Annotated in this window: 26 protein-coding genes; 15 read left to right on the forward strand and 11 right to left on the reverse strand. The window is 64.8% G+C overall.

Annotation, left to right across the window (positions count from 1 at the left end; all coding sequences use genetic code 11):
• Positions 1–254 precede the first annotated feature (254 nt).
• The 11 genes from CH283_RS04005 (at position 255) to CH283_RS04055 (ending at position 9744) form a co-directional block, all read left to right on the forward strand.
• Complete coding sequence (locus tag CH283_RS04005) at positions 255–1253, forward strand: substrate-binding domain-containing protein (RefSeq protein WP_094639232.1); 999 nt, start codon at positions 255–257, stop codon at positions 1251–1253.
• Between the two features lie 118 nt (positions 1254–1371).
• Positions 1372–2277, forward strand: coding sequence for an ABC transporter permease (locus CH283_RS04010; RefSeq protein ID WP_373557639.1), 906 nt, complete (start codon positions 1372–1374; stop codon positions 2275–2277).
• Complete coding sequence (locus tag CH283_RS04015; protein ID WP_068055667.1) at positions 2274–3056, forward strand: ATP-binding cassette domain-containing protein; 783 nt, start codon at positions 2274–2276, stop codon at positions 3054–3056. Before CH283_RS04010 ends, CH283_RS04015 begins: the two co-directional genes overlap by 4 nt.
• Positions 3037–3969, forward strand: a complete 933-nt coding sequence (locus CH283_RS04020; protein ID WP_094639234.1) for a PfkB family carbohydrate kinase — start codon at positions 3037–3039, stop codon at positions 3967–3969. The genes CH283_RS04015 and CH283_RS04020 overlap by 20 nt, the downstream gene beginning before the upstream one ends.
• Positions 3966–4616, forward strand: coding sequence for a nucleoside/nucleotide kinase family protein (locus CH283_RS04025; RefSeq protein ID WP_068055671.1), 651 nt, complete (start codon positions 3966–3968; stop codon positions 4614–4616). Before CH283_RS04020 ends, CH283_RS04025 begins: the two co-directional genes overlap by 4 nt.
• A gap of 54 nt (positions 4617–4670) precedes the next feature.
• Positions 4671–5660 (forward strand): LacI family DNA-binding transcriptional regulator, encoded by a 990-nt coding sequence (locus tag CH283_RS04030; RefSeq protein ID WP_255183075.1) that lies wholly within the window; start codon positions 4671–4673, stop codon positions 5658–5660.
• Positions 5661–5692: 32 nt separating this feature from the next.
• Positions 5693–6715, forward strand: a complete 1023-nt coding sequence (gene fbaA, locus CH283_RS04035) for a class II fructose-bisphosphate aldolase (RefSeq protein ID WP_094639236.1) — start codon at positions 5693–5695, stop codon at positions 6713–6715.
• Positions 6716–6810: 95 nt separating this feature from the next.
• Complete coding sequence (locus CH283_RS04040; RefSeq protein ID WP_094639237.1) at positions 6811–7218, forward strand: YciI family protein; 408 nt, start codon at positions 6811–6813, stop codon at positions 7216–7218.
• Between the two features lie 8 nt (positions 7219–7226).
• The gene (locus CH283_RS04045; RefSeq protein ID WP_094639238.1) at positions 7227–8363 is read left to right on the forward strand and encodes an RNA polymerase sigma factor; all 1137 of its coding nucleotides are present in this window, start codon (positions 7227–7229) and stop codon (positions 8361–8363) included.
• Positions 8364–8465: 102 nt separating this feature from the next.
• Positions 8466–9470 carry an alpha/beta hydrolase gene (locus CH283_RS04050; protein ID WP_255183076.1) on the forward strand — a complete coding sequence of 335 codons (1005 nt, stop codon included), beginning with the start codon at positions 8466–8468 and terminating at the stop codon, positions 9468–9470.
• A gap of 58 nt (positions 9471–9528) precedes the next feature.
• On the forward strand, positions 9529–9744 hold the full coding sequence (locus CH283_RS04055) for a DUF2945 domain-containing protein (RefSeq protein WP_068055681.1): 216 nt from the start codon (positions 9529–9531) through the stop codon (positions 9742–9744).
• A 57-nt stretch (positions 9745–9801) separates the two neighbouring features.
• Here CH283_RS04055 and CH283_RS04060 read toward each other — a convergent pair whose 3' ends face one another.
• Positions 9802–11808: a hypothetical protein gene (locus CH283_RS04060; protein WP_094639313.1), complete on the reverse strand. Its 2007-nt coding sequence runs from the start codon at positions 11806–11808 to the stop codon at positions 9802–9804.
• Positions 11809–11849: 41 nt separating this feature from the next.
• Positions 11850–13091 (reverse strand): ATP-grasp domain-containing protein, encoded by a 1242-nt coding sequence (locus CH283_RS04065; protein WP_094639239.1) that lies wholly within the window; start codon positions 13089–13091, stop codon positions 11850–11852.
• Between the two features lie 216 nt (positions 13092–13307).
• On the opposite strand from CH283_RS04065, the gene CH283_RS04070 reads away from it, so the two are divergent.
• The 3 genes from CH283_RS04070 (at position 13308) to CH283_RS04080 (ending at position 15271) form a co-directional block, all read left to right on the forward strand.
• The gene (locus CH283_RS04070; protein ID WP_094639314.1) at positions 13308–13649 is read left to right on the forward strand and encodes a GNAT family N-acetyltransferase; all 342 of its coding nucleotides are present in this window, start codon (positions 13308–13310) and stop codon (positions 13647–13649) included.
• 82 nt (positions 13650–13731) lie between these two features.
• Positions 13732–14667: a pirin family protein gene (locus tag CH283_RS04075; protein WP_094639240.1), complete on the forward strand. Its 936-nt coding sequence runs from the start codon at positions 13732–13734 to the stop codon at positions 14665–14667.
• A gap of 28 nt (positions 14668–14695) precedes the next feature.
• Positions 14696–15271, forward strand: coding sequence for a hypothetical protein (locus CH283_RS04080; RefSeq protein WP_094639241.1), 576 nt, complete (start codon positions 14696–14698; stop codon positions 15269–15271).
• Here CH283_RS04080 and CH283_RS04085 read toward each other — a convergent pair.
• Positions 15268–16200 carry a DAPG hydrolase family protein gene (locus tag CH283_RS04085; protein WP_255183077.1) on the reverse strand — a complete coding sequence of 311 codons (933 nt, stop codon included), beginning with the start codon at positions 16198–16200 and terminating at the stop codon, positions 15268–15270. The genes CH283_RS04080 and CH283_RS04085 overlap by 4 nt on opposite strands.
• An 80-nt stretch (positions 16201–16280) precedes the next feature.
• Between CH283_RS04085 and CH283_RS28555 the strand changes: the two genes are divergently transcribed.
• The gene (locus CH283_RS28555) at positions 16281–16895 is read left to right on the forward strand and encodes a TetR/AcrR family transcriptional regulator (RefSeq protein ID WP_068055695.1); all 615 of its coding nucleotides are present in this window, start codon (positions 16281–16283) and stop codon (positions 16893–16895) included.
• Positions 16896–16910: 15 nt separating this feature from the next.
• Here CH283_RS28555 and CH283_RS04095 read toward each other — a convergent pair whose 3' ends face one another.
• The 8 genes from CH283_RS04095 to CH283_RS04130 all read right to left on the reverse strand — a co-directional run bounded on the left by CH283_RS04095 (position 16911) and on the right by CH283_RS04130 (position 25115).
• On the reverse strand, positions 16911–17636 hold the full coding sequence (locus tag CH283_RS04095) for a YoaK family protein (RefSeq protein ID WP_068055698.1): 726 nt from the start codon (positions 17634–17636) through the stop codon (positions 16911–16913).
• A gap of 50 nt (positions 17637–17686) precedes the next feature.
• Positions 17687–18439, reverse strand: a complete 753-nt coding sequence (locus CH283_RS04100; protein WP_094639242.1) for a TauD/TfdA dioxygenase family protein — start codon at positions 18437–18439, stop codon at positions 17687–17689.
• The gene (locus CH283_RS04105) at positions 18436–19458 is read right to left on the reverse strand and encodes a D-alanine--D-alanine ligase family protein (RefSeq protein WP_094639243.1); all 1023 of its coding nucleotides are present in this window, start codon (positions 19456–19458) and stop codon (positions 18436–18438) included. Before CH283_RS04105 ends, CH283_RS04100 begins: the two co-directional genes overlap by 4 nt.
• A complete protein-coding gene (locus CH283_RS04110; protein WP_094639244.1) occupies positions 19458–20744 on the reverse strand; it encodes an ATP-grasp enzyme in 1287 nt (428 codons plus the stop codon). Before CH283_RS04110 ends, CH283_RS04105 begins: the two co-directional genes overlap by 1 nt.
• The gene (locus CH283_RS04115) at positions 20741–21541 is read right to left on the reverse strand and encodes an O-methyltransferase (protein WP_094639245.1); all 801 of its coding nucleotides are present in this window, start codon (positions 21539–21541) and stop codon (positions 20741–20743) included. Before CH283_RS04115 ends, CH283_RS04110 begins: the two co-directional genes overlap by 4 nt.
• Complete coding sequence (locus CH283_RS04120; protein ID WP_094639246.1) at positions 21538–22749, reverse strand: sedoheptulose 7-phosphate cyclase; 1212 nt, start codon at positions 22747–22749, stop codon at positions 21538–21540. Before CH283_RS04120 ends, CH283_RS04115 begins: the two co-directional genes overlap by 4 nt.
• Before the next feature lie 60 nt (positions 22750–22809).
• Positions 22810–23475 carry an HAD-IA family hydrolase gene (locus CH283_RS04125; RefSeq protein ID WP_068055713.1) on the reverse strand — a complete coding sequence of 222 codons (666 nt, stop codon included), beginning with the start codon at positions 23473–23475 and terminating at the stop codon, positions 22810–22812.
• Between the two features lie 134 nt (positions 23476–23609).
• Positions 23610–25115 (reverse strand): adenylate/guanylate cyclase domain-containing protein, encoded by a 1506-nt coding sequence (locus CH283_RS04130; RefSeq protein ID WP_094639247.1) that lies wholly within the window; start codon positions 25113–25115, stop codon positions 23610–23612.
• Positions 25116–25168 lie beyond the last annotated feature (53 nt).

Raw genomic sequence — 25168 nt, forward strand, 5'->3', positions numbered from 1 at the left:
GCCTTGTTGTCGGTGGCGAACGTGGCGTCGACCGCGTCCTCGGGGTCGGTTGCGGTGTCGAGGGGGGCGGGGACCGGGGCGACGCGAACCGGGTCGACACAAACCACGTGACCCCCGTCACGAACCGTCTGCCCGGTCGGTGAAAAAGAATCCAGGTTTGTTTCGGCGAAAGCGCATGCGCAAGCGCTTGTATGCGTTCTAGGCTCCTGCAATCGAGCGACGCGACCGCGTGGCTAGGGGACAAGGGAGTCCACATGTTCAATCACCGTCGGAAGTCCGCGCTGACGATCGGCACCGCGCTCATGGCCGGTTCGCTCGTGTTCGGTCTGACTGCGTGCAGCAGTTCGGATTCGGACAGCGTCAAGGTCGGGCTCATCACCAAGACGGACTCCAATCCGTACTTCGTGAAGCTGCGCGAGGCAGCGCAGGCGCAGGCGGATTCCAGCGGAGCCGAGCTGGTGGCTCTGGCCGGCGCTTTCGACGGTGACAACGAGGGACAGGTCGCGGCCATCGAAAACCTGGTCGGGCAGGGTGTGAAGGGGATTCTGATCACCCCGAACTCGTCCACCGGAGTCCTGGACGCGATCAAGAAGGCACGTGACGCCGGCGTCGTCGTCATCGCCCTCGACACCGCAACCGACCCCGAGGACGCGGTCGACGCCACGTTCGCCACCGACAACAAGGCCGCAGGCGTCAGCCAGGGCGAATGGGTCAAGGGCACGCTCGGAACCACTGCGCCCCAGGTCATCATGCTCGACGGCACCGCGGGCGGCACGGTAGACACGTTCCGTCACGACGGCTTCCTCGAGGGCATGGGCCTGACCGACAGCTCGCCGGAGATCGTCGGCCAGGAGAACACCAACGGCGATCAGACCAAGGCGCAGACCGCCATGGAGAACCTGCTGCAGCGCGCACCGGGCGTCAATGCGCTGTACACGATCAACGAGCCCGCAGCAGCGGGTGCGTACCAGGCGATTCAGTCTGCCGGCCGCGCCGATCAGATCACCATCGGCTCGATCGACGGCAGCTGCACCGGCATCGAGAACGTCAAGGCCGGCATCATCGGCGCGACGGTGTTGCAGTTCCCGGCGAAGATGGCCGAGCAGGGTGTCGACGCTGTGGTGAAGTTCGCCGAGGACGGCACCAAGCCCAGCGGCTTCAACGACACCGGCTCGCAGTTGGTCACCGATCAGCCCGTCGACGGAATCGAGTCGCAGGACACCGCGTGGGGCGAAGAGAATTGCTGGGGCTGATCGCGACGCACCGGCGAACACAGGGATTTGATTCGTGAGTACCGAAACCGTTGCGCCTCCCAAGGCTCCGAGCCGGTTCAACGTAGGGACCATCCTGCGTGAACCGCTGCTCGGGCCGATGGCCGCACTCCTCATCGCCGTCATCGTCTTCAGCTCGATCTCGAGCTCGTTTCTCAACCCGCAGAACGTTTCTCTGATCCTGCAGCAGTCGGTGGTCGTCGGCATTCTCGCTGTCGGCCAGACTCTGATCATCCTCACCTCCGGTATCGATCTGTCGATCGGTGCGGTGGCGGTGATGGGCACCATCGTGATGGCGCAGTCGGCAGGCGCGAACGGTCCGGTGGTCGCACTGGGTTCCACGCTTGCCGTCTGCCTGGCGTTCGGTGCGATCAACGGCGGATTGGTGACGATGCTGCGACTGCCACCGTTCATCGTCACGCTCGGCACGTTCACCGCGATTCAGGCAGCCACCAGGTTGCTGGCCGGCTCCGAGACCTACCAGGTACCGAGCGGACCGCTGACGCTGCTCGGTACCTCGTTCAAGATCGGCAGTTTCTCCACGACGTACGGCGTGGTGGTGATGCTGCTGGTCTACGCCGTGATGTGGTACGCGTTGTCCCAAACATCCTGGGGCAGGCACATTTACGCGGTCGGCGGTAGCCCGCAGGCCTCGGATCGCTCGGGCATCAAGTCCGGTCGCGTGCTGTTCTCGGTGTACATCGTCACGGGAGTCATCGCGGCGATCGCAGCGTGGGCAGCGCTCGGAAGAATCCCCAACGCCGACCCGAACGCCTATCAGAACGCCAACCTGGAAACGATCACCGCGGTCGTCATCGGTGGAACCAGCCTCTTCGGTGGCCGCGGCACCGTCATCGGGACTCTCATCGGAACCCTGATCGTCGGTGTGCTGCGCAACGGTCTCACCCAAGCAGGCGTCGACAGCCTGTACCAGAACGTCGCGACCGGCATTCTCGTCATCGTCGCGGTGGCCGTCGATCAATTCGCACGTAGGAGGTCACAGTGAATGCCCCCCTCGCTCTGGAAGCGCGCGGCCTGGTCAAGACCTACGGCAGTGTGACGGCCATCAACGGTGCCGATTTCGAGTTGCGGCCCGGTGAGGTGCTGGCGGTGATCGGCGACAACGGTGCCGGAAAGTCCAGTCTCATCAAAGCTTTGGCGGGCGCTGTCATTCCCGACTCGGGCGAGATCCTGATGAACGGCTCGCCGGTGTCGTTCAAGAACACGCGCGACGCACGAGCAGCGGGCATCGAGACGGTCTATCAGGACCTGGCTGTCATTCCCGCGCTCGACATCGCGTCGAACGTCTATCTGGGACGCGAGATCAAGCGGAAAGGCATCAGCGGCAGTCTGTTTCGTCGCCTCGACATGCCACGAATGCGCGAGGAATCGTCGAAGCACCTGCAGGACCTCAAGATCGGCATCAAGTCGGTCAATCAGGCGGTCGAGACGCTCTCCGGCGGTCAGCGTCAGGGCGTGGCAGTTGCCCGGGCGGCAGCGTTCGGACGCGGAGTGATCATCATGGACGAGCCGACGGCCGCACTCGGCGTGCGGGAGTCGGGCATGGTGATCGACCTGATTCGCACGATCCGCGACCGAGGCATACCGGTGGTGCTCATCAGCCACGACATGCCGCACGTGTTCGAGGTCGCCGATCGAATTCACATCCACCGCCTCGGCAAGCGTGCAGGCGTCGTGAATCCGAAGAACCGCACCATGTCCGAGGTCGTCGCGCTCATGACCGGCGCGGAGGAGCCGACCGACGATGAACGCGCAGGCCTCTGAATCGACAAGTCCGGTCGGTGTTTTCGTCGGGCTGGCGACACTCGACGTCGTCCATCGAGTGGCGGCAGCGCCGGCACCCAACCAGAAGATCACCTCGAGCGCACAGTTCGTCGCGGCGGGAGGACCTGCTGCCAACGCGGCGGTGACCTTCGCCGCGCTGGGCGGGACGGCGGTGCTCGTCACCGCGCTCGGAGACGACCCGGTGGCAGCCCTGATCAAGGCCGACCTGGCGGCATTCGGAGTGCGGGTGCTCGACGCCGCCGAGGGCTCCACCAGGGCTGTGCCCGTCTCTGCGGTGACGGTGATCGAATCGACCGGTGATCGGTCGGTCGTATCGGCCGACGCCGTGAACTCCGACGCCTCGCCGCCGGAGGATCTCGAGGCCGTCGTGGCCGGTGCCGACGTCGTACTCGTCGACGGGCACCACCCCCTGATCGCCTGCGCCGCCGCGGAACATGCGGCGGCGCGGGTTACCACGTTGGTCGTGGACGCCGGTCGCTGGAAACCGGTGATGAGCGAGCTGATTCCGCACGCCACGGACATGGTGTGCTCGGCGGACTTTCGCGCCCCCGGCACCTCGGACACCGCTTCCACCGCCGCGGCGCTCGTCGGATCCGGCGTGCACACCGTCGTCACGACCCACGGCGGCGATCCCGTCGAATGGTGGTCCGAGGGATCATCGGGATCGGTCGATGTAAAGCCGGTCGCAGTGGTCGATACTCTGGGTGCCGGGGATGCGTTCCACGGCGCGTATGCCTACTACTCCACGCAGCCAGGCTCCCTTTCCGAGCGCATCGACAGGTCGGCTCACGTTGCCGCATTGCGCTGCTCGGTGATCGGCCCCAGAGCGTGGTTACACGAACTATCCGCCGACACACTTCACTACCCACGGACTCGAAAGCGACAACGGTGAGCACTGACCAGGACGTACAGGAAGCCACCCTCGAACAACTCGTGGAGCTGGCGCGAAAGTCGGCTGTATCCGGTCAGCGACGCATACTCGGCCTGACCGGTGCGCCGGGTGCCGGAAAGTCCACTGTGGCTCAGCAACTCGTCGATGCGCTCGGGCCGGAACTCGCGGTACTGGTTCCCATGGACGGATTCCACCTCGCCAACGAGGTGTTGATCGAGCTGGGCCGGCTCGATCGCAAGGGTGCCCACGACACGTTCGACGACGGCGGCTATGCGCGGCTGATCGCGGCGATTCACGACCAGCAGCCCGGCGACCCCACCGTGTACGCGCCGAGATTTCGGCGCGAGATCGAGGAGTCGATCGGGTCCTCGATTCCGGTCCCGTCGACTGTCCCGCTCGTCGTCACCGAGGGGAATTACCTGCTGATGGAGTCCGACGCGTGGCCTGCGGCGCGCGCAATGATCGACGAAGTCTGGTTTCTGGCCCCGCACACGACGGTTCGGCACGAGCGGCTGGTGGCCAGGCACGAGGCCTACGGAAAGTCGCACGAGGACGCGAAGTTCTGGGCACTGGGCTCGGACGAGCGCAACGCGGAACTGATCGGGTCGACCGCATGCCGCGCCGATCGAATCCTGCGGCTGACATGACAGTTCCGCCGAGCCGCGAGGCCCGACAGCGTCGGGCGTACTGACATGCCCACGATGGACGACGTTGCTCGCCTGGCCGGGGTATCGGTATCGACTGTCTCCCACGTGCTCAACGGAACCCGCAACGTCAATCCCGCTACTCGGGAGCGCGTCGATGCAGCGATCGTCGAGATCGGCTATCGGCGCAACGTCGTCGCTCGATCGCTCGCGGCGGGTCGGACGCACACCGTGGGACTGTCCATCGCCGCATTGACCAACCCGTACTTCGGCAGCCTGGTCCATGCCGTCGAGGAGCGGTTGTCCGAGGCCGGTTACGTGTTGATCCTCGGTGACTCGCACGACGAGCCTCGCTCCGAGCGCAGGGTGACGGACTCGTTGCTCGACCGTCAGGTCGACGGCATGATTCTCGCGCCCGCAGCCGGCTCGGAATTCTCCACGATTCCCGAGATCGTCCGTAGCGGAACACCTCTGGTGCTGATCGACCGGATGCTCGATGTCTCCTGTGACCAGGTGGGCCCGGAGAACGACGCGTCGGCGTACGAGCTGACGACCCACCTCCTCGACGCCGGACATCGACGCATCGCGATCGTCCGCGGCATCGAAGGAATCTCCTCCACGACAGAGCGATTCGACGGCTACTCCCGCGCACTGGCGGATCGAGGAATCGAACTCGATCCTCGACTCGTTCTCGACGGCCGGTCCAGTGTGGAGGTGGCCGAGTCCCGGGTGCGTGAGTTGATGTCGGGTCCGGATCGGCCGTCTGCCCTGTTGTCGATGAACAACTCGATGACCATCGGATCGCTGAAAGCGGTTCGCGGCCTGGGCTTGTCGATCCCCGCCGACCTCGCCTTCGTGTGCTACGACGACTTCGAGTGGTCGGATCTGTTCGAGCCCCGGCTCACCGCGGCGGCTCAGGACGTGCAGACGATCGGCCGAACCGCAGCCGACCTGTTGCTGAATCGAATCGAGGGCAGCGAAGAGACACCTCGGTCCATTCGAGTGCCCACCACCTTCACCCATCGCAATTCCTGCGGCTGCACGTAGACCGCAGCCACACCCGAAAGATAGGACCCACCATGCCGATTGCCAGTCCGGAGCAGTATGCCGCCATGCTGGATCGCGCCAAGGAGGGTGGGTTCGCCTACCCGTCGATCAACGTCACCGGTTCTCAGACTCTCAACGCAGCATTGCAGGGATTCGCCGAAGCCGAGAGTGACGGCATCATTCAGGTATCGGTCGGCACCGCGCTCTATCTGTCCGGCAACGCCGTGCAGAACCGCTTCGCCGGGTCCAAGGCGCTCGCGCAGTACGCCCACGAAGTGGCGCAGCACTATTCGATCTCGGTGGCGCTGCACACCGATCACTGCCCCGCCGAGAATCTGGACGACTGGGTCCGCCCCCTGCTGGCCGACGCCATCGACCGACGCGGCCGCGGACTACCGCCGCTGTACCAATCGCACATGTGGGACGGATCGGCCGTGCCGTTGGACGAGAATTTGCGGATCGCGCGCGAGTTGCTCGACCTGTCGGTGGAGGCCGACACCATTCTGGAGATCGAAGTGGGAGTGATCGGCGGCGAAGAGGACGGGGTGTCACACGAGATCAACGAACAGCTGTACTCGACGGTCGACGATGCGCGCGCCACGATCGCTGCGCTCGGTGCGGGGGAGCGCGGTCGCTACATGACGGCTCTGACCTTCGGCAACGTCCACGGCGTCTACAACCCCGACTCGGTACATCTACGACCCGAGATCCTCGACGAGATCCAGTCCGTCGTCGGAGCCGAGACGGGCAAGGACAAGCCCTTCGATCTGGTGTTCCACGGCGGATCGGGTTCCAGCGCAGAGGACATCGCCTCGGCCGTGGCCAGCGGGGTGATCAAGATGAACATCGACACCGATACCCAGTACGCGTTCACCAGATCCATCGCCGGTCACATGCTGAGCAAGTACGACCAGGTTCTCAAGGTCGACGGCGAGTACGGAAACAAGAAGGCCTACGACCCCCGATCCTGGGGCAAGCCGGCCGAGACGGCGATGGCGGCTCGCGTGGTCGAGGCGACACAGATGCTGGGCTCGGCAGGGCGCACGATGCGCTGAGAATCCTTTCCGTCGAGTGTGTCGAAATCTGCGGACCGGCTCCGTCCCAGGGTCGAATGCGGCAAGAATGGCCGCATCGAACGTCAGGAGACACCATGGCCAAGTACCTCATGCTCAAGCACTACCGCGGCGCTCCGGAGCCGATCAACAACGTCCCGATGGACCGGTGGACGCCTGCGGAGGTGCACGCGCACATCCAGTTCATGCAGGATTTCGCCGCCGAACTCGAAGCCACCGGCGAGTTCGTCGACGCCCAGGCCCTGGCTCCCGAGGGGACCTGGATCAGCTCCGGCGGTGAGGGCAAGCCGCCGGTCACCGACGGTCCGTTCGCCGAGACCAAGGATCTCATCGCAGGCTGGATGATCATCGACGTGGAGACCTACGAGCGGGCGCTCGAACTCGCCGGGCAGTTGTCGGCCGCGCCGGGAGCAGGCGGCGAACCGATTCACGAATGGCTCGAACTGCGTCCGTTCATGGAGGCTCCCCCCACCATCGCCGACTGACGACCGCCATGGACCCCCAGGTGCTGCGGGCACTGATACCCGCGGTGATCGGCGTCCTCGTCCACCGCGGAGCCGACTTCGCGTCGGCCGAGGACGCCGCGGCGGAGGCGATGCTCGAGGCAACCTCCACGTGGGTCGCCGACGCGCCTGCCGAGCCGAAGGGTTGGCTGGTGACCGTCGCGTGGCGCAAGTTTCTCGACGCAGAACGATCCGAGAAGGCGCGACGAGCACGAGAGGATCGAGTCGCGGCACAACCGGATCCTGGCACCGTGAGCGGCGTCGACGACACACTGCAGTTGTTCTTTCTGTGCGCGCATCCCTCGCTCGGTCCGGCGGCAGCGGTGGCACTGACACTGCGTGCCGTCGGGGGATTGACGACGCGGCAGATCGCGCGGGCGTACCTGGTGCCGGAGAAGACCATGGCGCAACGCATCAGCCGCGCCAAACGCACGGTGCGCGATGTGCGTTTCGATGCGCCCGGTGATGTGGGGACGGTGCGGCGGGTGCTGTATCTCGTCTTCAACGAGGGGTACACCGGGGACGTCGATCTGGCGGCCGAGGCGATTCGGTTGACCCGGCAGTTGGCCGGGTTGTCCGAAGACGAGGAAACGGCCGGACTGTTGGCGCTGATGCTGTTGCACCACGCCCGGCGTTCGGCCAGGACCGGGCCCGACGGCCACGTCATCGATCTCGCTGAGCAGGATCGATCTCGTTGGGACACAACGCTGATTGCGGAGGGAGTGCACATCCTGCAGGCAGCACTCGCCCGCGATCGGTTGGGTGAGTTCCAGGCGCAGGCGGCCATCGCCGCCTTGCACGCCGATGCCCGGTGTGTGGAGGAGACCGATTGGCCGCAGATCGTCGAGTGGTACGACGAGTTGCTCGCTCTCACGGACAGTTCCGTCGTCCGACTCAATCGAGCGGTGGCGATCGGGGAAGCCGACGGTCCGGCGGCGGGGCTCGAGGCGCTGGGCGAGGTCGATCCGGCCGTTCCGCGGCACACAGCGGCGGCCGCGTACCTGTGCGAGAAGGCCGGTGATCTGCAGCGTGCTGCCGAGTTGTACGCGGAGGCGGCGGAGAAGGCGTCGTCGATTCCCGAGCGGCACCATCTGACGCTGCAGGCCGCGCGGATCAGAGCCGGTTGAGCCCCGCAGGCGGCAAGCGAACGGACCGATCGGTTTCGTAATCCGATCGTTAGCGGTAGAAAGCGGAATCCGTGCGACCCTCGTATGGTGCTGAAGTTGCCAATGGGGCAGAAGAGAAAGAAACTAGCGCGATCCGCTGCGGCCGTGACGGCCGCGGCAGCGGCGTCGATGCTGATGACCGGAACACCGGCGCAGGCGTTGCCGGGTAACTCCGGATCGGCCGACGCGGCTGCGGGAGCCGTCGGCATCCATCAGGTGTCGGCGACCCGCGCGGTGCTGAACGTCTTCTCCCCGTCCATGAATCGGGTCATTTCCAACGAGGTGTTGCATTCGCCGGAAGGCGGCCCTGCGCCCACTCTCGTGCTGCTCAACGGCGCACTCGGCAACGAGGACGGAGTCGGGTGGCTCAACAACTCGGGCGTCGAGCAGTTCTTTCTCGACAAGAACGTCACGGTCGTCGCACCCATCGGCGGTCGTTTCAGTTTCTACACCGATTGGCAGACGACCGATCCCGTGCTAGGCAGCAACAAGTGGCAGACCTACCTGAGCCGCGAATTGCCTGCCGCTGTCGACGCGGCCTACGGCTCGACCGGCAGACGCGGCGTGGCAGGGCTGTCGATGAGTGGTGGTCCCGCACTCGATCTCGCGATCCAGGCTCCGGATGTGTTCGATGCGGCCGCGTCGTTCAGTGGATGCCCGGCACCCTCCAACCCGCTTGCCACTGCCGGTATTTCGGCGATGATCGCCGGCGGACTCAACAACCCCTTCAACATGTGGGGGCTGCCGGGAAGTCAGGGATGGCGCGACCACGACCCGTCACTGAACGTCGAGCGGCTGCGCGGAACCGCGGTCTACGTCAGCTCCTCCCGCGGACTACCAGGGCCGGTGGATCGCATTCCCGAGGGCGCGATCCCACCGTTCGGCGGAATGGCGGTGGAGGCCATGGTCAACCACTGCACATCGATCTTCGTCGACGCCCTGCGCCGAGCCGACGTGCCGGCAACGGTGTCCATGCGCGAGGAGGGCGCGCACACCTGGCCGCTGTTCGAGGATCAGCTGCGTGAGGCCTGGTTCACCACGCTGGCACCGGCTCTGGGAACCAGCTGATTGCATCGAGACTCCGGCGGGTAAGCGGGGTTCACACCGGCGAAAGGACAACGCGAACATGTCGAAGGACGAACTGCACAAGGGCGACAAGGTCGAATGGCAGACCCACGGAAACACGACCGAGGGAACGGTGGTGGAGAAGATCACCTCCGAGACCGAAGCCGCAGGCCGCACCGTGAAGGCATCGAAAGACGAGCCGCAGTACCGGGTCGAGAGCGACAAATCCGGTAAGGACGCGGTGCACAAGCCGGAAGCGCTTGACAAGAAGGACTGACGCCACAAGATCACCTGTGCGGCCCCGAGTTGTCGACTCGGGGCGCACAAGTGGATCTCAGGCCTCGGGCACCGATCGTTCAGCGCCCCAACTCCGTTCGATGTAGCCGCGGATGCGCTCGATGTCCTCGGCTGGGATTCTCTCCGGCTCGCCGTGCTCGAGGGGATCGGTGTGGAAGATGTACAGCCGTGAGGCGAACTGGTCGAACGGCAGCGAACCCTCGCCTGCGCGTTCGCCGTTGCCCGCCGTGCCGACCACGACGCCGTCGCCCCAGTCCTGACCGCTGTCGTTGTTCGGGTTGAAGAAGTACACCCGCATGGCGCCGTCGGGATCGGTGTTCACGCGCAGGATCGTGATGGCGTGCCACCCCACATACCGTGCGGCGCTGTCGGTTACGGCCACACCTGCCGGCTGCGGATGGATCAAGGGTTGGTGCCCGTTGTACTCCGGGTGGTACGCCGCGTAGAACTGCCGCAGAAAGGCGTCCAGGTCGACGAGATTGCCGGTCGCGACATCGACGTCGATGTGGAATTCGCGTGCCGACCACCACCCGTGGAACTCGGGATTGACCCAGCGGTGCGGGTCGCCGGGACGATCGGCGCAACGCCGGACCATCTCGGCATAGATGCGATCGAGGTGTGGAACCAGCAACAGCGACGCGGGATCGAGGTCCACCGGATCGGTCGTGGCGACGCCGCTGACACTCTCGGTCGACGAGATCGACTGCCCCTCGAAGTGCATGACGATCTCCTCGTCACGCGCCGCCCACACCACCATCTGCAGCAGGTAGTCCGGATCGTTGTAGGCCCACATCGACAATGCCCGCGCCGACTGACACGTCGGGTTGTCGCCCTGGCCCACGCCGAGGGGCTGCCCCAGCATCGAGAGCAGGCCCCCGAGCAAGCGTGACTCCGGCGCGGGGACCGGCCCGAACGTGGTGATCAGTCGTTCCCGCACCGCGGGAGCAAGTTTCAGCGAGATCTGCCGCCACAGGGACGGCACGATCGGCGGCTGATGCAGAATCCCGCGATCGAGAAGCAGTGCCAATCCGTAGAGGCACTGCGCGGTCTCGGGATACACCGTCTCCTCGATGAGGCGATGCACCAGTTCCGGATACCGCGTCAGGCAGGTCCGGCCGGTATCGGAAAGGCCGAGGGCCTCGGGCAGAACGTACGAGTATTGGTCGACGAGATACTGCGTCAGCGTCGCGTGATACGGGGAGACGAGCCCGGTGTCGTGCATGGCTCGCGCGAATCCGCGGGCCTCGAACTGCAACGCCTCGACGTCCATCGCCTCGAGTCGCGATCGGTACACCTCGACGCCCGGATCCTCGCGGCAGGCATCGGTTGTGCCGAACAGTGCCGTGATCAACCGATCCAGACCTTGACCGGACGTGCCGAGATCGACGGTGGGATCGTCACGATAGATCGCGATGCGGGTGACCATGTCCTTGATGGTGTCCACCTGAATCGGACGCTGCCGCAGAATCCGCCAGATCTCCTCGACCAACTCGTCGAGCACACTGTCGTAGCCGATCTGCCCGGCCACGTACCCGAACAGATCACGGATCAGATGCGCGGTGCGCCCCAGGCGAACTCGCTCCGACTCGGACGGTGGTGTGAACAGGACGTCGAGATTCACCGCGAGAACCTGAGAGAGGAACCGGCGGGCATCTTCGGCGGTCACCGCAGCATGCTCGTACTCGCCCGCAACGATCGCGACCATCCGCAGTTCGCTGGTCGCCTCGAGTACGAAGGTGTCGTCGTTGCCGCTGCGCAAGCTGGGCCCTACGAACCCCGGAACGAGAATGTCCGGCTGTGCCCAATCGGTGCCCGCGAACAGCCCCGCATTCTCGAGCACCTCGGCGCGTTCGCGAATTGCACCGCAACCGCCGGGCTGCAACAGTACTCGATGCACACCATCCAGAACTCTTCGCACCTTGGTGTTCTTGCTGAACTCGGGTGCATCGGCCAAGGCATGCACGGCATGGTCCAGTTGCGCCAACCGTGATGCCAATGCTTTGTCCACGGTGGTGGTCGCGTTCGTCGGTGCCGGCTCGTCCATGGTCTGTGACGATGGGTTGCGGTCGTCTCCGAGTTGCTGCTTCACACGTAGAAGTCCAGTTCTTCCTGATGCTTCAACAAGTCACGCATGACGTAGGTGTCCTCACCGAAGAAGTACAGCAGGCCCCAGTGGGTACCGAATGCCGTTCTCTTGGTGACGGTTTCCTCCACCGGTGCCGACAGATCGTTGGTCTCGTAGTAGTCGTGCCCGGAGGTCTCCTCGGGAATCTGCAGTTGGCTGACGACGCGGCGTCGCGGGTACACCCCGAAACATCCGGCGACACCGGTGGCGTCGACGACCTCCTTCGGGAAGAAGGCGTCGATCTCCTCCTCGGTGGTCTTCGGGTCGAACGCCAATGCCAGGCCCTGGTAGGCGTTGAAGCCGTAGGCCCGCTCGAGCAGCTCGAACACCTTGAAACCCGGTGGGCGGTAAGCAACTTCGCCGAAGTACATCTCGCCGTCACTGGTGACGAAGTACTCGGGATGAATGAAGCCGAACTCGATGTCGAACGTCTTGATCAACTTCTCGATCTGCACCGTGATCTGCTCGCGGTACTTCTCCAGTTCCGGTGTGGCCGGAACGAACACCGAATAGCCGAGCGTGACGTATTCGGAGATGTTGAGGAACTTGATCTTGCCGTTGTGAATCCATGCTTCGACGGCGAACTCCCAACCGTCGAGATGCGATTCCATCAGCGCCGGAAATTCCTCGTCGGGAATGGAGTCGACCTCGTCGGGGGTGCGAATGACACGGTGGCCGAGGCAGCCTGCCTTGTCGAATGCCTTGACATGGATGGGATCGTTCGGATCGCCGTCGAGCTTGAGCAAGGTCTGGTTGACTCGCTTCAGGAATCGGATGACGTCCTCGCGGTCGTGGGCCTCTTCGAAGATGCCGACGCGGATTCCACCGAGTTGGGCGCGACGCTTCATCAAGGACTTGTCGCGCAGCAGCATCGCCTGACCGAACAGTCGCGGGTTGCCCAGCAGCACCGAGTTGATGGCACCGGCCCACTCGACCGTCTCCTCGTAGAGCGGGATCGCGACGTCGACGCCCTTGTCCTGCAGGGTCTCGGCAATTTCCAGTGAGCGATCGTTGAGTCGCTCGAAGTTCCACGGGAGGTACGGAATGTCGTGCTCGGTGCAGTACGCCTCGGCCCACTCGGGGGCGACGACGACGTAGCGCCGATCGAACTTGTCCAGTGCTTCCACCGCGGCCAAACTCCACCCCAGCAGGGCCACGAAACCCTTGTTCGGGTCTTTCTCCAGCCTGTCTGGCTGAGCCATGAAGTTCCTTCCCCTAGATGATTCATCGGTCGAGGTCCTTCGCTCCACCGTACAGAGGCCGTATCGGTCGCTCGGCACCCCTGTCCGTGACGGTGGATCTCGAACCCGTCGTACGCAGGTGTTCAGTACTGTTCACGATCGACAGATTTCCGCCGATCGTGCACGATCGTGAACAACGAGGTGCGGTGCGCGCCTACCGGGAACGAGGAGTACGGAATGACGGTCGACAAAACCGGTGCCGAGGTCGAGATCGCGCAGCAGGCAGATCGTTTCACCGTTTCGGTGGAGGGCACGCAGGTCGGCTTCACCGAGTTCGTCGACGACGAGGATGCACGACGCATCTTCTTCCATACCGAGGTCGACGCGGCCTACGGCGGACGTGGTCTGGCAACGATTCTCGTGCACCAGGCGCTCGACGCCACTCGCGCCGACGCCAAGCGCATCGTGCCGATCTGCGAACTGGTCGCGGCCTTCGTCGGCAAGCATTCGGAGTTCGACGACATCGTCGAACAGCCGACCGACGAGATCCGGCAATGGTTGGCCGACCGGCAGGCCTGACGGCGGGAATACCGTCGGACGCCATCGGGTTGAGGTCGATATAGTAGTTGCAGAGTCAACTACCTTGCCGAAAGGGACGCCCATGCCCGCTGTGACGGTCGACAACATCCTCACGTTGCCCCGAATCCCCATGCCCGACGCCACCGCCGTCCCTCGGCCGGTCCGGTCCGTCACGACGGCACCGACGGGATACGAGGGCGAGGGTTTTCCGGTTCGACGCGCGTTTGCAGGACTGGACATGTCATCCCTGGATCCGTTCATCCACATGGATCAGATGGGCGAGGTGAACTACGCGCCCGGTGAGCCGAAGGGGACGCCGTGGCATCCGCACCGCGGATTCGAGACGGTCACCTACATGATCGACGGCATCATGGAGCACAAGGACTCTCACGGCGGCGGCGGAATCATCAGCGGCGGCGACACCCAGTGGATGACGGCCGGCGGTGGCATTCTGCACATCGAGGCTCCGCCGGAGCATCTGGTGATGTCGGGCGGGCTGTTCCACGGTGTGCAGCTCTGGGTCAATCTGCCGCGTGAGAACAAGATGGCTCACCCGCGTTACCAGGACATCACCGGCAGCAGAGTGGCACTGGCGTCGAGTCTCGACGGTGGTGCGTTGGTCCGCGTCATTGCCGGTGAGATCGCAGGCATGCAGGGCCCGGGATCGACCTACACTCCGATTGCGCTCTCGCACAGCACCATCGCACCGGGTGCGGCGCTGACGCTGCCGTGGAACAGGGAGTTCAACGCACTGGTCTACGTTCTCGCGGGCGAGGGCACCGTGGGCGCGGAGAAGCGTCCGATCAGGATGGGGCAGACGGCGCTGTTCGGCCGGGGAGACACCATCGAGATGTCCGCGTCTGCGGCGGGGGAATCGCTGGAGGTGTTCGTTCTCGGCGGCAAGCCGATCAGGGAACCCGTCGCGATGGCAGGCCCGTTCGTCATGAACACCAAGTCCGAAGTGCTGCAGGCGTTCGAGGACTACCAGGCCGGTCGGCTCGGCGTTCCCGTCGAATGATCGTCTCGGCCGTGCAACGATCTCCTGCATGAGCGACGCCGAACCCCGTATTCGCAGAACACGGCTGTATCGCCGTCTGGTCACCCGCGCGGACGGCCCGCTCGAGCCCGCGCGGGCGGCCAAGAGGCTGTCGGCCTACGTCTACGGAAACATCCTGGTTCTGGCGGCGGTCGCAGCATCGACGCCGAGCTCGATCGAGAACGGAACGGCTGCTGTTCTGGTTCTGGCCACGGCGGTGACGACGTTTCTGGCGCATGTGTTCGCCGATTTCGTCGCCAGCAGTCAGATTCCCGAAGCGCACGGCGATGCAACCGACGAGCAACGCACATTCGAGGCCGTCGAGGAATTCCGTGACGCCGTGCCGATCCTGAGCTCCGGCACGGTCCCTGCGGTGATGCTGGCCCTCGGCTGGTTGTCGGTGCTCCCGGGGCAGTGGTCGGAACTGCTGGCCGGCGGAGTCATCGTGATACGCATCGCGACGATTCAGATGGTCACGGAACGAATTCGCGGCAACCCGTTGACCTTCCGCGCAATTCTGGGTGGTCTGGCCACCGCTGCGATCGCAGCACTCATAGTCCTGGCCAAGGTGTTTCTGGGGCACTAGCTCCCGAACTCGGCGTACAACTCCGGCAGGAAGCCGGCCAGGTGATTCATCTCCTGTCCGCAGTGCAGCAACAGATCTCGGGCGAGATCGACCCCGAGATCGAGGTCCGTCGGATCGACGGACGCCCCGCGGCGGACGGCGCACACGGCCTGCTCGATGTCCGGTACGTGCAGCCCGCGCAGGTTCAGGAAGAAACGGCTACGCATCTCGGCACCGCCGTCGACGGGACGCACCTGGTGGGCCAGCCAGCCCAGGTCCACCGGCGCGATGGAGCTGCCCACTCGGCCGAAGACGATCGTCTGATCCGCGGGAACGTCGAAGCCGTGCGCAATCGGATCGCGAAAGGCGATGCCCAGCTGTTGCAGCTTCGGCCCGACGTACTCGTCCACGAAAGTCGTGTTGCCGACGTACTTGGCCTTGTCGGGAATGTCGAGTGCCGTTCGATCCTCGGCGAGGGCTGCGTAGAGGTGGGCGTCGGGATGCCACAGCTTGTAGCGTGCGGCCTCGGTGGAATGCCAGCCGAACCACCAGTCCCACATCGCTGCCGTCACGCGCGGCATCACCGTGCGGACCGCCACGAACGTCACTCCATCGGCGCGTCGACCGTATCCGGTCTCGATCGTGGAGTAGCCGGTGGGCGCGAGATCGGTTGTGATGGAATCGAATCCAGGAATCGAATCCGGCGCGAGGGCCGGGCCCGCACAGGCGTCCGCGACGGCGGTCGGTGCGGGCGTCGTTCGCTGTGCCATGTATCGGGCGTACGGCAGATCTCGATCGGCGTCGCGGTAGCCCTGGTAGCGCTCACCGCACTCGTCCGCCGAACCGGTTGCCGGGGCCGCCACCGCCTTGGCTACCGGGCCGACGACGGCGACGGTGGCCGCAGCGGCCGCTCCGATCATGATCTGGCGTCGTGTCGGCCCCCGGGTCATGCGACCACCCCTCTCAACATTCGTTGAGGCTAGGTCGTGGAATCGATGTATGTCAACAGCCGGGCACTACACTGCGCGGTATGAGTCCGGCACACCCCAGGGACGACGAGTCGAGAGTGCGTCGGCGCGACGAGATCGCCACGGCCGCGATCGAGGTGCTCGCCACCCGAGGTCTTCGCGGCTTGACGCACCGGGCGGTGGACGCCGCAGCGGGACTGGGACCCGGGTCGGTGAACTACCACGCGCCCACCCGGAGTCGGCTGCTTCACCTGGCTCTCGGTCAGCTGTTCGTCCGCGACTTCGAGGTGGCCGGAGCGACCTTCGGCAGTCTCGTCGACGTCAAGCCGCTCACCGCCGATATCGTGGTGTCGCGCATCATCGATTTCATCGACGCCATGACGACCGGGGATGCCGTCCAACGGGTCATCGCTCGCCACATCATGCTCGGCGAGGCGCAGCACGACGACGAAATTCGCGAGTTGTTCGACAGTCAACGAGCAGCATTCGTCACCTACACCCAGTGGATCGTCGCCTCGTTGGACTCCGAGGATCCGCCGTCCGACGCCGAGACCCTCGTGGTGATGATCGAGGGGCTGGTGCAGCGGCAAGTGCTGATCGGGTCACGCCTGTCCCCGGGTTTCATCGAGCAGATGTTGCGCAAGATCGTGGTGGCCTCGCCGCTGGTCGAGAACTGACCCGGGCCGGCGGCCTCACCCCAGCAGCGAACGACGCTCGGTGTGGGTGAACGTGAAGATCGTCGCGCCGAAGCTGATCAGTGCGGTCAGAAGCAGTACCTGCGGGCCGGTGATGACGACGCCGATGAAGGCTCCGATCGCGCCTCCCAAGGCGAACGATCCGAGAAGGGCTGTGTAGCAGAGCCAGTCGTAGCGCGTCCCGCCGCCGAACATGTGCCGCTCGATTCCCTGGCCGAGTTTGACCATGGTCCCGGTGACGTAGCTCAGGGGAATGTAGGTCTCTTCCTTCTTCGTGAACGCGGTGTTGAGAGCACCGAGTGCGAAGGCCACCAACAGAATCGGGTAGAAGTTCACGTTGGCCGACGACCATCCGGAGATGGCGATGTCGATCGCGCCTGCTCCGGCGAGTGCGATCGTGGTGAGCACCGTTGCTCCGTGCGGGTGATTCGACCAGTAGCGACGACGGCAGATCGACGAGATCACGACGCCTGCCAGGAAAGAGCCCATGAGCGCCAGTGCCGCGATCGGTGAGGCCCCCGGGGTGACCTCCTTGCCCTCGGGATGCCCGAAGTGTCCGACGACTGCTCGCTCGGTGTTGCCGGTCATGAAGGTCACGAAGTAGCCGGCGGAATGGAGGAAGGCAACTGCACCCACCATCCCTGCCAGTCCCGACAATATCCAGGACAGACGAGCTTCGGCACCGACGGCTGTTTCGCGGCTGATCGTCAATGGGGAAGTCATGACTCGATTGTCCGGACTACGGGCGAACCGGCAAATCTTTGAGTTGTCGGTCACATAACCGACGGCGATTCACCATTGGCAATCATTCCCCGGTGCATGACCCTGTTTCCCACGACCCCGCTGTGATCGGCTTTGTGCATCACACATCGGTTGTCCCACATGACGACGTCCTCCGGTGCCCACGCGTGTCGCAGCACATTGGTCTCGCGAGTCGAATGTTCGAACAGGTATCGCACGGTCTCCTGTGCCTCCTCGGTGGACATGCCGCTGATCGCGACGCACCGTGCGGGTGCCGACAATGCCAGAGCGGTACGCCCGGTCACGGGATGCACTGCGAACAAAGGATGTTCGGCACAGGAATCGGTGTCCGACGCCACCCCGGTCACTCGGTGCGTCACCGTTCTTCCGGCCAGGTCCGCTTTGCGGTCGGCCGGCAAGGTGTCGTAGGCCGCGTACTGGTCGCTGAACAGCGTGCTGCCCCCGGCCTCCGGTACCTCGACCGCGCGTAATGCGGTGTAGGCAGGCGGATTCGGTACATACGTGGTGTCCACGTGGAACGTCGATTTCGGCGGTGTGGTGCGGCCGACGTTGCTGATGACGTTCAGATCGGGAAAGCCCGGCACAGGCGTCTCGCCCTCGGTGAACATCATCTCGCCGAACCGCCGGAGAAATGCCAGGAAGCCCGCGTCGTCCAGGGGCTGTCTGCGTAGAATCAGCACGCCGTGTTCGGCCAACAGCGTTCGCAGTTCTTCGGTCTCGGTGGAGCTCAGGTCCAGCTCGTCGATCTCGATTCCCAACGTCACGAGGACAACTCCTTCACCGACAGTTCGTCGAGCGTTCGTGCGAACAGTTCGTCGACGGCGATACCTGCCGCCGAGGCCATCGCGGCGAGCACGCTCGACGGCGAGTACGAGCAGTACAGACCGGCTTCGAGGAACCACGGTTGTCCGTCGGGGTCGATCCGGAAGTCGAACAGACCGTAGTGCCGGCAGCCGAGAGATCGATAGCACGATCGTGCTGCCGCCCAGACCTTCTCGGTGATCGGATCGGAGACGTCCACCATCCAGGCCCTGGTCTGCTCCTTCGCGACCAGGTACAGATCCCCGTCCGAGGTGCGATTCAACTTGTCGGCGCTGGTACGAATCGACTCGACGGCATACTCCTCGAGTGGAAGGCAGATCAGCTCGTCGCCCCGTGCGATGATGCCGCAACGGACCTCGCGGCCGAGGGGGATGTACGACTCCACCAGTGCCGCAGACGAATACGTCAGAGCCTCGCTCACAGCGGTTGCCAACCGGTCGGATTGGCGAACCAGTGTGACGCCCATCGAATTGTCCGAGTCGACGGGCTTGACGACCACCGGCAGATCGACGTCGATGTTGTCGCCGCACCGCACCACGACACCGGTCGGAACGGCGACCCCGGCCGCCGCGACCACGGCTCGGGCGCGAGCCTTGTCGGCCGTCATCGCCATCACGTCCGGACCGTTGCCCACGTACGGCACGCCCAACAGATCGAACAGGCTGCGGTATGTCGTCATTCCGGGCAGGCAGAACATCTGCGGCACCATCACGTCGAAGTGCCACGACGAGATGACGTCCACTGCCTGTGCCAACGACATCTGGTGTGCCGACGCCACACTGGCGGCGTCGATGCCACCGGGGAAGCTCCAGAGTCCACCGGGCGAGACGAACGCCACCTCGAACCGATAGTCGGGATTTCCATCGAGTGCGTCGAGGAATCCGCCCGCGTACACCCGAGACAGATCGCAGTGGAACTCGTCCACCGACGATCCGACCAGTACCAGGACCGACAGGGTCATCAGTCGCCTCCGTTCTCCACGAGCTTGCCGATGTTGAAGTCGATGCGTGACCATCCGCGCCGGGCCAGCAGATTTCGCACCAGCAGGGACGGAATCTGGAGGTGGTGCACCAGCAGATAGGGGAGTGGATCCCAGCCGGTGAGGATGGCGTCCTTTCCCTCGAAGATGCTGCGCAAGCGGGCCTTTCGGTTGCCCTCGGTGAGCAGACGCCACACCTCGTGGTAGATCCAGTAGGTCGGGCGAGCCGTCGTACGCGGCACGATCACCGGATGGCCGTCGTCGAGGTACGCGGCAGCCAGGTCGGGATGGTCGTAGAACATCGTGATGGCCGAGTGGGTGCGGGGGTTGCACTCGATGGCGTAGATGTGGCCGTCGGCGGCGGACTCGATGAAGTCGAACGACAGCTGGCCGGTGACGTCCAGCGAAGAGACGAACGTTTCCACCCAGCGCAGGATGTCGGGCTTGTCGACCATCTCGTAGTTGACCTGGAACGCCGATGATTCACAGCAGCCGTACACCTGCAACCGGCCGCCGCGGACGGTGCCGTGGGTGCAGTACTCCTGCCCGGCGACGAATTGCTGCAGGATCCACGGATCGTCCTCGGAGATCCCGAGACTGCGTGCGAATCGCAGGTTCTCGGCAGGCGTGTCGCGGGTCAATCGCGTCAGATCCATGCGGCCGACCGGGTTGTACGAGATGCGTTTGAGGATGTACTCACGGCCCGGTGGGAAGTCGAACTGCGCGATCTGCTCGACGTCGGTGATGCGTCGCCAATCGGGAACGCGCAAGCCGAGCGCCGCAGCGTGTTCGGAGAACCTGGACTTGTCGTCGAGCATGCGCACCGTCGCGCCGTTGCCGTGCAGGACCTCGCAGTGCGAATCGAGCAGTGCCCGTGCGTCGGCATCGTGGATGCTCGCAGCCGGACTCGCGACGGGGACGAAGACGTCGACGCCTTCGCGGAGCACCACATCCAGAAGTGCTCGGGCGTACCCGGATTCGGTCGGGTCGGGTACACAGTGAAATCGGTCGACCGCACGTGAGAACCGATGGCCGGTGAAACGGTACTTGGCCGATTCCACCAGGACGACTCGGTGCCCGGCGAGATGGAAGGACCGCGCGAGCTGCAGGGCCTTGGTCATCTTCCCGCCGCTGATCATGACCGTCTTGGGGGAGTCGGTTCGGCGCGTGGCGGGCCGGCCGCCGCGGACGGCAGCCACCCCCGCCGCCACGAGGTCGGCGGGGAGGGTGGCAGTGAGTCCGACAAGTGCTGCGACAGTGCGGATCATGTGCGCCGGATCAAGGTGACGCCGTCGCGCAACGGCACCAGCACCTGCTCCACGCGGGGGTCGTTCGCCACGTACTCGTTGAATTCTGCGACGGCCCGGCCGTTCTCGGTGGGGCGTTCGCTGTACGGCTGCCCCTGCAGGAGGGTGTTGTCGACGGCGATCACGGCGTTGTCGGCCAGCAGCTCGCTACCGAGCAGGTGCTCCACGTACGCGCGGTATCCGGTCTTGTCGGCGTCGACGAAGACCAGATCGAACGTGCCCTCCAACCGGCGGAGGGTGTCCAGTGCAGGCCCCACTTCCACCGTGATGGACGAGCCCGCAGGCGAATCCGCAAAACAGGACCGCGCGAACTCGGCCACGTACGGATCCACCTCGCACGCGACCACCTCGCCGCCCGCGGGCAGAGCCTCGGCCATCGCCAGTGCCGAGTAGCCGGTGAACATACCGATCTCGAGCACCCGCTTCGCCCCGGTCATGTGCACGAGAAACGCAAGAAAGCGTCCCTCCACGTGGCCGGAGAGCATTTCCATCTCCAGGGGCCCCGAGCCGGAGACGACGTCACGTGATCTCCAGTCCTCGGTGCGGGTCCGCGATGCCAGTGTCGCCAGCGCTGCGGATTGGGAGGTGGTGCAGGTGTCGAGATACGGGTCGAGTCCCGCCGCGAGATCGCGGGCTCGATGAACACGGGTGATCAGCTCGTCGGTCGCCCTGGCACCGGCGTCGAGCAGATCGGCTATCTCGCTGAGCTCGCGCGCCAGAATGGTGGTCGGGGTGACCGGTCGCGGGGTCTGGGTCACGGCGTCGGTGCAGTGAACATGTCGAGACCCTCGCCTGCGCGCGGGAAGTCGAGGCAGATCTTCTTGTGCAGAGTCAGCACATCGGCCAACTCGGCTGCGTCGAGATCGTTGAGGAAGCGGCACGTGCCGATCGGGTCCGGCACCGCTGCGCGCAGTATGCCGTCGCGAGTCTTGAGGATCGATGCCGTTGCCTCCGAGAGCAACTCGGGGGTCAGGTACGGGCTGTCCAATGCCAGCCCGATGCTGGACATGACACCGAGCACTCGATCGCGGTCTGCCGTCGACAGGTGTCCGCGCTGTTCGGCGACGGTCGTCGACAGCGCCATGTCGATGTTGATGGCGTGGCCGTGGAAGAACGGGGCAGGCGGGGTCAGTTCGAGCGTCGGGCTCCAGGTGTGACCGAAGGCGATGACGCGATCGAGATCGATCTCGTGCAGATTCGGTGCCTCGAGTTCGAGCATCGTCGCGATCGCCGAGTAGGTCAGTCGGTCTGCGACCGAACGCAATTCCGCCGTTCCGTCGAGATGGCCGAACCGCGTTCGCAGCAGTTCCGGACCGTACTGTTCGAGCATCTCGAAGATCTCCAGATTGCCGACGACGGAGATCTTGATCAGCTCGGCCATGCCGTTGCGCACCTGATCCTCGGGCAACGTGCCGAGGAACGAGAAGTCCAGCAGCACCTTCTGCGACGCGTGGTACGCACCGAGGCGGTTCTTGTGCTTTCCGTAGTTGACGGCCACCTTGATGGATACGCTCGCGTCGATCAGGCCGATCAATGTGGTGGGAATGCGAATGTACGGGGTGTTCCGTCGGTAGCTGGCGCACGCGAAACCTGCTACGTCCGTGGTCAATCCGCCGCCGACCACCAGCACCGGCTCGGTGCGGACCAGACCGAACGCATCGAACTCGCCCACGATGCGCTCGAACGTCTCCAGCGACTTCGCGGTCTCGGCGATGTGCACCGGAACCACCGTCAGGGCGATGTCGTAGTGATCGAAGTACGCGCTGATCCGGTCGCCGTAGATCTCGTGCACCGATTCGTCGACGACCATCAGCGCGCGACCGTACGGCCGGTAACTATCGGCCAATTCGGTGTTCTCGATTGCGAACACACCGTCGACGTAGATCAGGTCGTACTCGATGCGTTCGTAGCCTTCGACGCGAAACGACCTGTCCCCGGCAACGACCTGGGCCTGAAGATTGCTCACTGGTTACTCCTGGAGGATTGGATGAAGGGTCTGACTGAACGCTCGCTGCGCAGGCTTCGCTCAGGCGGAGATCAGAGCGCGGACACTCTCGGGATCGAGTGCATCGACGGTGTCGGTGGCCGAGCCGAACTCGGTGCCTGCAGTGTTCTCGTTGGGGAATGCGACGCAGGTGATGCCCGCGGCAACCGCCGCCTGGACACCGCCGGCATTGTCCTCGATGGCGACGCTGTCCGATGCGTTCTCGCCCAACGACTTCAATGCGAATTCGTACGACGCGGGGTCGGGCTTGCCGGCATCGACCGAGGACGCGTCGACGATGACGTCGAACGAGTCGGCTGTCAGCTCGGGGCTCAGGGCCGCCAACAATGCGTCGATGTTCTCTCGCGACGTCGTGGTCACGAAGCCCACCTTCATGCCGTTCGCCTTGGCCGAGTCGATCGTGTCGGCCACACCCGGTCGTGTCTTCACGTCGGATTCGCCGATCAGACGCTGGAAGATCTCGGACTTCGTCGCGTGCACGGCAGCGGCGTCCACCTCGGTACCCGTGTCGGACGCGTATTCGCTGATTCGGTCGGCACCACCGTTGGATCCGAGCATGGCCCGGTAATCCTCGCGAGACCAGTTCCAGTTCAGATCGTGTGCTGCGAACGCCTCGTTGAACGAGCGACGTTGCAGTTCGGACGTGTCGACGAGAGTGCTGATCGAGCCGAACAGAATTGCGGACATGGATGCCTTTCGGAGCGAGAGACGCTGTACTGGTCAATGTCTCGCGCATGCGCGATGGGTGAGTTGGTTCGGGGGGTATGCCCCATCGGCACCGAACGGGAAACCTTCGAATTTTTCGGCAGAACGGTCGGACGTCAGCGGTGCCGGACGGGCGCGGCCAGAGTCGTCGGTGTCGACCGGCCGCGCAGGGTGACCGCCTCGCCCGTCGTCCACTGCGCGCGTTCGTCGACGGAGGCGTGATCGAGCACGATCGACGACGTGAGCACGTCGGTGTTCGGGTCGTCCTTCGCGAGATCGGTGAGCCGAGCCGCCTGATTGACGGTGTCGCCGATGACGGTGTACTCGAATCGGGATTCGGCTCCGATGTTTCCGGCGATGACCGGGCCGTACGTGACGCCGATGCCGATCTCGAAGCCGCCGTCGGAGGCGAGGGCGACGGCCAGGGTGCGTGCGGTGCGCAGTGCCGCCGTCGCGGGATCTGGGTGGTCGACCGGAGCGCCGAAGATCAGCAGTGCGGCATCACCCTCGAACTTGTTGACGAAGCCGCCGTGTCGTTCGCCGTGCTCGACCACCACTGCGAAGAAGCGGTTGAGCAGATCGACCACCGCTTCCGCGGATTCTCGCTCGGCCATCGCCGTCGAACCGACGAGGTCGATGAACAGCACGGCGACCGTTCGGTTCTCGCCGCCCAGACGAGGCGCGCTTGCCAGCGCGCGCTGCGCCACGTCGTGGCCCACGTGGCGGCCGAAGAGCGACCGCAGTCGTTCGCGCTCGTCGAGACCGACGACCATCTTGTTGAACCCGTTCTGCAACCGGCCGATCTCGGAGGCGTCGTAGACGTCGACGCGGGTGTCGGTCGCTCCGGCTTCGACGCGTTGCATGGCCGTGCTGACCTGCTGCAGCGGATCCGATACGGACCGTCCGACCAGGAACATGCCGCCAAATCCGACGACCAGGGCGATCGCGGACAGCGACACCATCGCGGGGGACAGGTCGACGTCGGGTGGGATGACGGTGTCGATCAGTCTACCGAGTCCGATGAGGCCGAGCCCCAGGATGGGAATGGCCGTGCTCAGGACCCAGATGAGAACGACGCGCAGCTTCACGCCGAGTGCGGCGGAATCGGTGACCGCACTGACTTCCATCACCGCTGCGGTGATCGGCCGAAGCGTTCTCTCGGCAACCAGATAGCCCAGCGAGCAGGTCGCCAGGCCGCCGAAGCTGACGGCAATCGCGACGATGATCGACAGCGCCGCGCCTGCCGACGCATTGACCCCGACGAACACCGCGACGCCGAGTGCCCACAGCAGCACGTGGACGCCGAGCTGACGAAGGGGCAGCCGCACGATGGCGATCGCGGTGGCGTCCGAGGGCGTGCCGCCGGTGTGCAGCCACAGCACGAGGGGCTTCGCAACGCGGAGGCCAAGCGCGATCCCGATGGCGATCGCGACCGGTAGATACACGAAGAAGGCGACGTAATTTCGGTCCGACAGGATCTCCTCCGAGCCGACCGGCAACGGCAGGATGAAGCGGGCCAACACGAAGACGATGACTGCTCCGATGGCGTTGGCCGAGACCATGCCCGCCGCGTAGAGGCGCATCGGGGTGCGGGTGAGGGCGGACCGTAGAGCTGCGATCACCGATGAATCTCCGTTCTCTGTTCGCTCGAACTGTAGGGGTCCGGAAAAAGATT

The sequence above is a fragment of the Rhodococcus sp. 05-2254-2 genome (assembly GCF_002259095.1).
Lineage (GTDB): Bacteria > Actinomycetota > Actinomycetes > Mycobacteriales > Mycobacteriaceae > Rhodococcoides.

What these genes read in the sequence shown, in the direction of transcription:
- CH283_RS04005 (WP_094639232.1), top strand. Translation starts at nt 255, where the DNA reads ATGTTCAATCACCGTCGGAAGTCCGCGCTGACGATCGGCACCGCGCTC.
- CH283_RS04010 (WP_373557639.1), top strand. Translation starts at nt 1,372, where the DNA reads ATGGCCGCACTCCTCATCGCCGTCATCGTCTTCAGCTCGATCTCGAGC.
- CH283_RS04020 (WP_094639234.1), top strand. Translation starts at nt 3,037, where the DNA reads ATGAACGCGCAGGCCTCTGAATCGACAAGTCCGGTCGGTGTTTTCGTC.
- CH283_RS04030 (WP_255183075.1), top strand. Translation starts at nt 4,671, where the DNA reads ATGGACGACGTTGCTCGCCTGGCCGGGGTATCGGTATCGACTGTCTCC.
- fbaA (WP_094639236.1), top strand. Translation starts at nt 5,693, where the DNA reads ATGCCGATTGCCAGTCCGGAGCAGTATGCCGCCATGCTGGATCGCGCC.
- CH283_RS04040 (WP_094639237.1), top strand. Translation starts at nt 6,811, where the DNA reads ATGGCCAAGTACCTCATGCTCAAGCACTACCGCGGCGCTCCGGAGCCG.
- CH283_RS04045 (WP_094639238.1), top strand. Translation starts at nt 7,227, where the DNA reads ATGGACCCCCAGGTGCTGCGGGCACTGATACCCGCGGTGATCGGCGTC.
- CH283_RS04050 (WP_255183076.1), top strand. Translation starts at nt 8,466, where the DNA reads ATGGGGCAGAAGAGAAAGAAACTAGCGCGATCCGCTGCGGCCGTGACG.
- CH283_RS04055 (WP_068055681.1), top strand. Translation starts at nt 9,529, where the DNA reads ATGTCGAAGGACGAACTGCACAAGGGCGACAAGGTCGAATGGCAGACC.
- CH283_RS04060 (WP_094639313.1), bottom strand. Translation starts at nt 11,808, where the DNA reads ATGGACGAGCCGGCACCGACGAACGCGACCACCACCGTGGACAAAGCA.
- CH283_RS04065 (WP_094639239.1), bottom strand. Translation starts at nt 13,091, where the DNA reads ATGGCTCAGCCAGACAGGCTGGAGAAAGACCCGAACAAGGGTTTCGTG.
- CH283_RS04070 (WP_094639314.1), top strand. Translation starts at nt 13,308, where the DNA reads ATGACGGTCGACAAAACCGGTGCCGAGGTCGAGATCGCGCAGCAGGCA.
- CH283_RS04075 (WP_094639240.1), top strand. Translation starts at nt 13,732, where the DNA reads ATGCCCGCTGTGACGGTCGACAACATCCTCACGTTGCCCCGAATCCCC.
- CH283_RS04080 (WP_094639241.1), top strand. Translation starts at nt 14,696, where the DNA reads ATGAGCGACGCCGAACCCCGTATTCGCAGAACACGGCTGTATCGCCGT.
- CH283_RS04085 (WP_255183077.1), bottom strand. Translation starts at nt 16,200, where the DNA reads ATGACCCGGGGGCCGACACGACGCCAGATCATGATCGGAGCGGCCGCT.
- CH283_RS28555 (WP_068055695.1), top strand. Translation starts at nt 16,281, where the DNA reads ATGAGTCCGGCACACCCCAGGGACGACGAGTCGAGAGTGCGTCGGCGC.
- CH283_RS04095 (WP_068055698.1), bottom strand. Translation starts at nt 17,636, where the DNA reads ATGACTTCCCCATTGACGATCAGCCGCGAAACAGCCGTCGGTGCCGAA.
- CH283_RS04105 (WP_094639243.1), bottom strand. Translation starts at nt 19,458, where the DNA reads ATGACCCTGTCGGTCCTGGTACTGGTCGGATCGTCGGTGGACGAGTTC.
- CH283_RS04110 (WP_094639244.1), bottom strand. Translation starts at nt 20,744, where the DNA reads ATGATCCGCACTGTCGCAGCACTTGTCGGACTCACTGCCACCCTCCCC.
- CH283_RS04125 (WP_068055713.1), bottom strand. Translation starts at nt 23,475, where the DNA reads ATGTCCGCAATTCTGTTCGGCTCGATCAGCACTCTCGTCGACACGTCC.